6 protein-coding genes and 1 pseudogene are annotated in these 7753 nt (G+C 73.1%); 4 read left to right on the top strand and 3 right to left on the bottom strand.

What is annotated here, in order from left to right:
• The first annotated feature begins 74 nt into the window (after positions 1-74).
• Positions 75-1354: pseudogene (locus C6N75_RS05680) on the top strand (glycoside hydrolase family 5 protein).
• 169 nt (positions 1355-1523) lie between these two features.
• Positions 1524-1958, top strand: a complete 435-nt coding sequence (locus tag C6N75_RS05675; protein ID WP_105867732.1) for a PIN domain-containing protein — start codon at positions 1524-1526, stop codon at positions 1956-1958.
• On the opposite strand, the gene C6N75_RS05670 is transcribed toward C6N75_RS05675, so the two are convergent.
• Together C6N75_RS05670 and C6N75_RS05665 are read right to left on the bottom strand one after the other, a co-directional pair.
• A complete protein-coding gene (locus C6N75_RS05670) occupies positions 1955-2884 on the bottom strand; it encodes a PadR family transcriptional regulator (RefSeq protein ID WP_105867731.1) in 930 nt (309 codons plus the stop codon). The genes C6N75_RS05675 and C6N75_RS05670 overlap by 4 nt on opposite strands.
• A gap of 2 nt (positions 2885-2886) precedes the next feature.
• Positions 2887-3747, bottom strand: coding sequence for a DUF4097 family beta strand repeat-containing protein (locus C6N75_RS05665; RefSeq protein ID WP_105867730.1), 861 nt, complete (start codon positions 3745-3747; stop codon positions 2887-2889).
• Between the two features lie 116 nt (positions 3748-3863).
• Between C6N75_RS05665 and C6N75_RS05660 the strand changes: the two genes are divergently transcribed.
• Together C6N75_RS05660 and C6N75_RS05655 are read left to right on the top strand one after the other, a co-directional pair.
• Positions 3864-4046 (top strand): DUF6104 family protein, encoded by a 183-nt coding sequence (locus C6N75_RS05660; RefSeq protein ID WP_019075209.1) that lies wholly within the window; start codon positions 3864-3866, stop codon positions 4044-4046.
• A gap of 30 nt (positions 4047-4076) precedes the next feature.
• A complete protein-coding gene (locus C6N75_RS05655) occupies positions 4077-4274 on the top strand; it encodes a DUF6191 domain-containing protein (protein WP_105867729.1) in 198 nt (65 codons plus the stop codon).
• A gap of 84 nt (positions 4275-4358) precedes the next feature.
• Here C6N75_RS05655 and C6N75_RS30460 read toward each other — a convergent pair whose 3' ends face one another.
• Positions 4359-7451: an FG-GAP repeat domain-containing protein gene (locus C6N75_RS30460; RefSeq protein WP_258177245.1), complete on the bottom strand. Its 3093-nt coding sequence runs from the start codon at positions 7449-7451 to the stop codon at positions 4359-4361.
• Positions 7452-7753: the final 302 nt, after the last annotated feature.

Below are 7753 nucleotides of genomic sequence, written 5' to 3'. Positions count from 1 at the left end.
CGGTGAGGCTGGGTGCCGGGCCCCCGCCCCGGCACCCGGCCTCACCGTCGCCGTCGCCGTCGCCGTCCGCCGGCATCCCCCCGCTCACCGACGAGCACGGCCGGGTGCTCACCCTGCGCGGCTGGAACGTCGAGGACAAGGCGGGCCGGGGAGAGAGCGCGCTCGCCGCCGTCACCGAGCGCCACTTCCGCGACCTGCGCGCCCGGGGCTTCGACTTCGCCCGGCTGCTGGTCTTCTGGGACGACCTGGAGCCCCGCCGAGGCCACTACAGCCAGGAGTACCTCCGCAGGATCGACCGCGTCCTCGGCTGGGCGCACCGCCACCGCGTCCGGGTGGTGATCGACGCCCACCAGGACGTCTTCGGCCCGGCGTTCGGCCACCGGGGCATCCCCGCCTGGGCGACCCGCACCGACGGGCTCCCCTTCACCCCGCGCCCCGAGGACTGGTTCTCCAGTACTTCGAGCCCGCCGTGCAGCGGGCGTTCACCCACCTCTACGAGGACCCCGACCTGCGCCGCGCCCAGGCGGCCATGTGGCGGGTGCTGGCCGACCGGTTCGGCGACCACCCGGCGGTCCTCGGCTACGACCTCGTCAACGAGCCGATGGGCGAGCTGCGCCCCGGCGAGCCGCTGCCGGACGCGGCCCGCCGCATCGAGCGCGACCAGCTCACCCCGATGTACAACCGGCTGGCGCGGGCGATCCGCTCGGTGGACGAGGACACCTGGCTGTTCGTCGAGCCGACGCCGATCGTGGGGGAGGGGGTGTCCACCGGCCTCGGCCGGATCGGGGACGCCAAGGTCGTCTACGCCCCGCACTTCTACAACACCGCGATGGAGGCGGGCGCGGACTACGACCCGGCGGCGGGCTGGATCGAGGCGTACGAGGCCGCCGTGACCGTCTACCCGCGCCGCCACCGGGTCCCGGTGGTCGTCGGGGAGTGGGGCCCCCTCAACAACTCCTTGCCGAACATGGGCCGCTTCTACCGCGACGCGCTCGCCTCCCTGAACCGCTACGGCTCCGGCTGGGCCGGCTATGTCTGGTGCTACGGCGGCGGCTACTGCGCGCTGGACGCCCAGGGCCGCTGGCGCGCCAACAAGGAGCGGACGGCCGCGCCGTACGCGGAGGCGGTGGCCGGACGGCACGTCTCCGCCGGTCCGGACGGCGTCCGCTACGAGGCCACCGCCGGCGCCACCGTGGTCTCCCTCCCGCCGAGCCCCACCGGCTGGCGGCTCTCGGCGGCGGGCCGCGCCCGGCCCCGGACGACGGTGGTCGCACCGGGGGCGTCGGCCCGGGTCCGGATCTCCGCGGCCCCGGGGGCCCGGGTCGCGATCACCTGGACCGCCGCGGTGGCCTGAGGGCCTCCTACCCGGGTGGTACACGACATGCCCTGGCCACCCGCGTCTGGGACGAGCCCTTCCTCGAGGAGGGCGACGTCTTCGACCTGGGCGACCCGATCACCGGCGACGGCATCAGGCGCATCGTCGCCCGTGCCGTGGAGGACGGCGGCCCCGAGGCGGACGCGCGGTGATCGTCGTCGCCGACACCTCAGGGCTGCTAGCCCTCTTCAACTCGCGCGATCCCGCGTGCGTGCCGGCCCGGAAGGCGGCCGACCAGGCGGCTCTGCTGGTGGCCAGCCCGCTCGCTCTCACCGAGATCCATCATGTCGCCACCGCCAGGGCGGGGCGCGCCGCGGCCGACGCCATCCTGCGGAAGCTGTCGCAGCGCACCCGTTCCCTGCGGCTTGTCCTGGCCGAGACCACCGGGGAACTCCTCGACGCCGCCTTGGACGTGCGGGCGCGCTACCGGGACCTCGACCTCGATCTGGTCGACGCGGTGAACGTCTGCCTGGCCGCCCACTACGGCACCGACGCCGTCCTGACCCGCGACGTGCGGGACTTCCGAGCCGTGCGCCCGCTCGACCGCCACCCGCGCTTCCGGCTCCTGCCCGACGACCTCTAGGCGACGCCCCCCGGCCCCCGCAGCAACGCGTCGATCCGGGCCGCCGCCGCGGCCAACTCGGCGCGGGCCCCGGTCAGCTGGGCGGGGGTGACGCCGTGGTCGCGGGCGGCGTCGCGGACGTCGTCGCGCAGCTTGTCCAGCAGCTTCTCCAGCGCACGGGCCGGGTCCTCGGCCGGATCCACCCGGCCCCAGTCCGGGGCCGGATCCGGGCCGGGCCCGGCGTGCGGAGGGTCGGGCGGCGTCGGCGTACCGCCGAGGAGGTCGCCGAGGCGGCCGGCCAGGTCGGACAGCCCGTCCCGGACCCCGCCGGGCCACTGCCCCGCGCGCCCCGACAGGTGGTCCTGCACCTGCTGCGCCATCCGCTGCATCTCCCGGCGCGCCCGCTCCTGGGCCTCCTCGGCCTGCCGGCGGGCGTCGCGGGCGTCCTCCCGGGCCCGCCTGGACTCGTCCTTGGCCCGCCTGGTCTGCTCCCGCCACTCCTGCCGGGCCCGGCGCAGCTCCTCCTTCGCCGCCGTCCAGGGGTCGCCCTCGTCGTGCCGGCTCTCCCCGGCCGCCGCCCGCATCTCGCGGCGCAGCGAACCGGCCGCGCCCTGCACGTCCTCCCGGATCTCCGCGGCCAGCGCGGCCACCGAGTCCCGGATCTCCACCTCCAGGTCGGCCAGCTCGCCGCCCCGGTCGGCCAGTTCGGCGCGGCCCGCGTCGGTGATGGCGTACACCTTGCGGCCGCCGTCCTCGATGGTGTGCCGGACCAGCCCCTCGGCCTCCAGCTTGGCCAGGCGCGGGTAGACCGTGCCCGCCGAGGGCGCGTACAGCCCCTCGAAGCGCTCCTCCAGGAGCCGGATCACCTCGTATCCGTGGCGCGGGGCCTCGTCCAGCAGCTTCAGCAGATACAGCCGCAGCCGGCCGTGCGCGAAGACGGGGGGCATCTCTAGAGCACCTTCCCTTCGAAGGAGGAGTCGGGGGCGGTTTCCGGGTCCTCCGGGCGGCGCAGCAGCGCGAGCGAGCCGGACACCGTGGTCGCCCTCAGCACGCCCCGGCCCGCGCCCAGCCGGCCGGTGATCCGCTTCATCCCCCACTGGCCGTCCACCCGCAGGTCCTCGAACGCGTTGGCGACGCTGCCGCCCGCCGTGCTCGCCTCGACCTGCGCGTCGGCCGGGGACGGCAGCCGGACGGCGACCTCCCCGGAGACGGTGTTCAGCCGTACGTCCCCGGGCGTCTCGGCGGCCCAGGCCGCCGGGTCCAGATCGAGCACCACATGCCCGCTGACCGACTCCGCCCGCACGGAGGGACCGGCGCCCTCGACCACCGTCAGCCCGCCGGACACCGAGCGGAAGCGCAGGTCGCCGGTGACCGCCTGCGCCTCCACGTCCCCGGCCACCGTCTCGGCCCGCACCTCGCCGGAGACCCCGGTCAGCGTCGCCGAGCCCTGCACCCCGCGGACCGTCACCGGGCCCCGGACGCCCGAGACCACCGCCTCCGCGCCCACGTACCCGACCGAGACGTCCGCGCCCGCCGGGACCACCAGCGAGACCACGGCGCTGCGCGGCTCCTTGCCGCCCAGCCAGGACAGCAGCCCCTGCCAGTGCAGGTCCGGGTACGCCACGGTGAGCACCCCGTCCGCCAGGGTGACCTCCAGCGGCGGCCCGCCGACCGCCGACACCTCCAGCCGCGCCGGTCCCTCCTCCGCGCCGACCACGTGCACGGCGCCGTCCACCACCCGCACGCGCAGTGCGGTGACGGGATCGTCGAAGCTGAGCCGCACGGGCTCGCTGACCGTCCACTCCGGCATGGCGCCTCCTCGGCTCGACACGCAACATATCGCGTTCTCTGCTGAATACGATATATCGCGGATCGGGTGCGTCAAGAGAGCCGAGGGCTTTCCCGCGTGCTCGATAGGCTGTACGCATGTACTTCACGGACCGCGGCATCGAAGAGCTGGAGAAGCGGCGCGGCGAGGAGGAGGTCACCTTCGAGTGGCTCGCCGAGCAGCTCCGTACCTTCGTCGACCTGAACCCCGACTTCGAGGTCCCGGTCGAGCGCCTCGCCACCTGGCTCGCCCGGCTGGACGACGAGGACGACGACGAGTAGGCGGCCACCGCCGCCACCGAGGGAGATCCCATGTTCGGGAGCGCACTGAACGAGCTGTTCGCCCCCGGGCGGCGGCACACCGAAGAGGAGAAGCGCCGCCAGGAGATGACCCTGGAGGGGGTGGGGGACGCCGACCCGGGGCGCGGTCCGATAGACCTGGGCAGCGGCGTGGTCGTCATCCGCGTCCCGGGGGCCCGGGCGCAGGAGGGCGACGAGCTGGCGGAGTAGCCGCACGGCCCCGGCGGCCGTACGCGAAGGGCCCGGTCCCGCGAGAGGTGCTCGCGGGGCCGGGCCCCTGTCATCGCCGAGGCGTCAGGAGATCGCCTTGAACGGCTGCCAGCCGCCCGTGCCGACGACCTTCGGCGCGCCGATCAGACCGGTGCGGCGGCCGGGCAGGAACTCCAGCCCCGCCGAGGTGTTCGCGGTGGTCGTCCACATGTCGGAGATCCCGTCGCCGTCCGAGTCGCCGCCCGCCGTGATCAGCGGGCGGACCGCCGGGGTCCAGCCGGTGGCGTAGGCGACCCGGCTCGACCCGGCGCCCAGCGAGGACGGGTCGGTGCCGCCGTCCGGGACGCCGTCGCCGTCCGCGTCGCCGTTGGAGCGGCCCTTGTACACCCACACCTCGCCGTTGGCGGCGTTGCGGGCGATGAGGTCGACGTTGCCGTCGCCGTCCAGGTCGCCGGGCGAGGCCAGGTGCATGTTGGTCCAGCCGGAGGTGCCGATCGGGTAGCCCGAGTAGACGGCGCCGTTGGCGAATCCGGGCAGGAACCAGAGCCGGTCGCCGATGACCGCCACGAAGTCCGACTGGTGGTTCTCCTCGACGTCCGCAGTGATGTCACCGACCGAGACGATCTGCCTGATGGCGGCCGGGTCGATCGACTCCCCGGTCTCGTTGTCAGGAAAGACGTACATCTCCTGCTTGGTGGCGTCGGTGAACTCACCGAGGCCGTCGTTGGGGTAGAGCCACAACTTGCCGTCGGACTTGCGGGCGACCAGGTCCTCGTAGGGGTCCTCGTTCATGGTCCCGCGGTGGGTGAGCAGCGCGCCGCTCCAGTCCGGCTTCGAGCCGAGAGGCACGCCCGTGGCGACCGCGCCGGAACCGGTCCCGCTGTACAGCCTCAACGCCGACGTGCCGTCGACGGTGAGCAGATCCGGTTGCCCGTCGCCGTTCACGTCACCGGGCTTGTCGACGATGCCGGTGCTGGTGGCGGTGAAACGGTAGGCGCGGACCGGGCTGGCGTTCTTGCCGGCGTCGAAGGCCTGTACATACAGCGTGTGCGGGCCGGGGGTCAGCGGCTGCGCCGTGATCTCGGCCGGGCCGCCCTTGCCCGCTGCGGGAACGGACTTGCTCGGCGGCGTCCGGTCGAGGTCCCACTTGTACTCGACGACGTCCGGATCGGCGGAGTCGAGCACGAAGACCTCGTCGGTGCGCGCCAGGGCCCCGTCGGTGTTCTCCGGGTACCGGTTGTTCTTAGAGACGACCGTCGGCTGGTGGGCCGGTGCGGAGGGGTCGAAGCCGAAGCGGCATCCGGGCGCGCCGGAGGTCGGCGTCCAGTCGGACGCGAAGTTGGCGTCGAGGGGGTCCTCCACCTGCGCCTTCCAGGAGAACTGCCCGCCGCTGACGCCCTTGTGCTTGTCCAGGAGCGCCTTGGGGACGTCGACCCAGGCCAGCACGCCCTTGGAGTCCGTCGCCGAGACGGTCCTCTCCACCTTCTGGTCGAGGATGATGCCCGGCGAGACGTCGTGCTTGCCGGTGGCCCACAGATGGAACTGGACCTTGACCTTGCCGCCGTCGGGGTCCCAGACCTGCGCCTGAAGCCTCACGTCGGTGTTGCCGACCGTGACGTAGGTGGAGCCGTTGCCGCAGTCGTTGGCAGCGGTCTTGGTGCTGGGGCTGGTGTCCAGCGCCCAGGGCGCCTTGCCCACGCGGTTGAACTCGACGATCAGCTTGGCGTCCGGCTTGAACTTCTTCCAGCTGTACTCGTCCTTGCCGTCCTCCGCGCTCTGCGGGGCGCGCAGGCCGAAGGTGATGGTGCTCCACTTGCCGGCGGCGGCCTTCTTGGCGGCGTCATTCGCCTCGAAGTCCACGGCCTTGTCGGGGCAGCCGAACGCCTCGTTGCCGTGCGCGTAGGGCTTGCTGTCCTGGCGGGTGGACCAGCTCGGCTGCTTGTTCCAGGTGGTGGCCGAGCTGATGCCGCCGGTCAGGTACAGCTCGACCGGCTTGGCGGTGCAGGACCACGAGTGCGTCTCGGTGATCTGGAACTGCGCGTCGACCACCTTCACGCCGGCCAGGAACTTGGAGTCGACGCGGAAGAAGGAGCGGGCGGTGCCGCCGCTGGAGGACTCGTAGCCGACCCGCGCCTCGCCGGTGGTGCCGCCGCTCCAGCCGGTGCCGTTCCAGTAGCTGTCGTTGGGGTGCGGCTTGTAGGCGATGGTCCACGCCTGGCGGGCGCCGGTCATCCGCGGGTCGATGTAGACCGGGTACGTGGTGTCGGGGGCCGTCAGCAGCTCCTGGTCGGGCTTGAGGCTGAGCTTGCCGGGCGAGACGGTGACGTCCACGGTCGCGCTGTTGGCGCCCGGGGCGAGGTCCGAGGAGGTCGCGGTGGAGGCGGCGACCGGAGACGCGGACTTCGCGGTACGGGCCTGCGGCTTGGCGGCCGCCCTGCCCGTCTGGACGGTAGGCGCGGGCTCCTGGCCGGAGGAGTCCCACATCCGGGCGGTGGAGGTGGCGAACACGCTCTGGCCGACCGGGTTGAGGGCGCGCAGGGAACCGGTCGCCGGATCTTCGGTGACGGTGAGTCCGTCGGTCTTCAGCCCGAAGTCGACGGTCGCCAGCTCCGGGTTGGCGGCGGCCTCGGGGGTCTTGACGATGAGGGCCTGGCTGAAGCCGTCCACACCGGCGGCGACCGCCAGGTCGACGCCCGGCAGCACCTCGCGGTAGGTCGCGGTGGCGCCGGCGAGCACCGGCTGCGGCAGCGGCTTCGGCCAGCTCAGCGACAGGGTGCGGCCCTGGTCGGTGAGCGTCACCAGCGGCGTGGTGCCACCGGCGGAGAAGGTCACGTCACCGGCGGCCGCCTTGGGGGCGATCCGGCCGTTCACCGCGGCCAGGTCGGTGTCGACGGGCGTCCAGACGCCCTCGCGCTTCACCCGGAAGGGCATGCTGTGCTGGGTGGTGCGCAGGTTGCCGTTGGGCAGGGCGTAGGTCTCGCTGGTCTCGCTGCGGGCCTCGGCAACCTCGACCGGCTCCCCGGTCTCGGCCGCCTGCTCCAGGGCGCTGACCTCCGAGCCGGGCGCGGCCTTCGGCTCGACTGGGGCATCGGCGGCCGACTGGTCCGTGGTCACCGGGGCGGCCATGGCGAGCGGCGCCGTCCCCAGGACGCCGCCGACCAGGACGGCGGCGACCACACCGCACGCGGTGAGTCTCGCTCTTCGCCCTCGTGTACGGGCTGACATAGCTGAAAGTCCCCCAAATCCTCTGTGAGTGCTGGTGAGCCGCCACGGAGGTGGCACGGGCTCGGCGGAACAGTACATGGTCACTTTTGCGCGATGTTTGCCTGTTCCTGACCGCTTGACGGGTTGTTTAGGGCCGCAAACTTTGCTTGCTGACCCTCCCCGAGCCGACTAATGTCATCACGTTTCATGCACGCTGCAAAGATCAGGGGAGGGACCTGTGCAGCAACTGGCTAGCCAGTTGCGCTATTTGGGCC

This window comes from Streptomyces solincola (assembly GCF_002982015.1).
Taxonomy (GTDB): domain Bacteria; phylum Actinomycetota; class Actinomycetes; order Streptomycetales; family Streptomycetaceae; genus Streptomyces; species Streptomyces solincola.
The sequence above is the reverse complement of the archived record's forward strand: the minus strand, read 5'-3'. Positions and strand labels throughout refer to the sequence as shown.

What these genes read in the sequence shown, in the direction of transcription:
- C6N75_RS05670 (WP_105867731.1), bottom strand. Translation starts at nt 2,884, where the DNA reads ATGCCCCCCGTCTTCGCGCACGGCCGGCTGCGGCTGTATCTGCTGAAG.
- C6N75_RS05665 (WP_105867730.1), bottom strand. Translation starts at nt 3,747, where the DNA reads ATGCCGGAGTGGACGGTCAGCGAGCCCGTGCGGCTCAGCTTCGACGAT.
- C6N75_RS05660 (WP_019075209.1), top strand. Translation starts at nt 3,864, where the DNA reads ATGTACTTCACGGACCGCGGCATCGAAGAGCTGGAGAAGCGGCGCGGC.
- C6N75_RS05655 (WP_105867729.1), top strand. Translation starts at nt 4,077, where the DNA reads ATGTTCGGGAGCGCACTGAACGAGCTGTTCGCCCCCGGGCGGCGGCAC.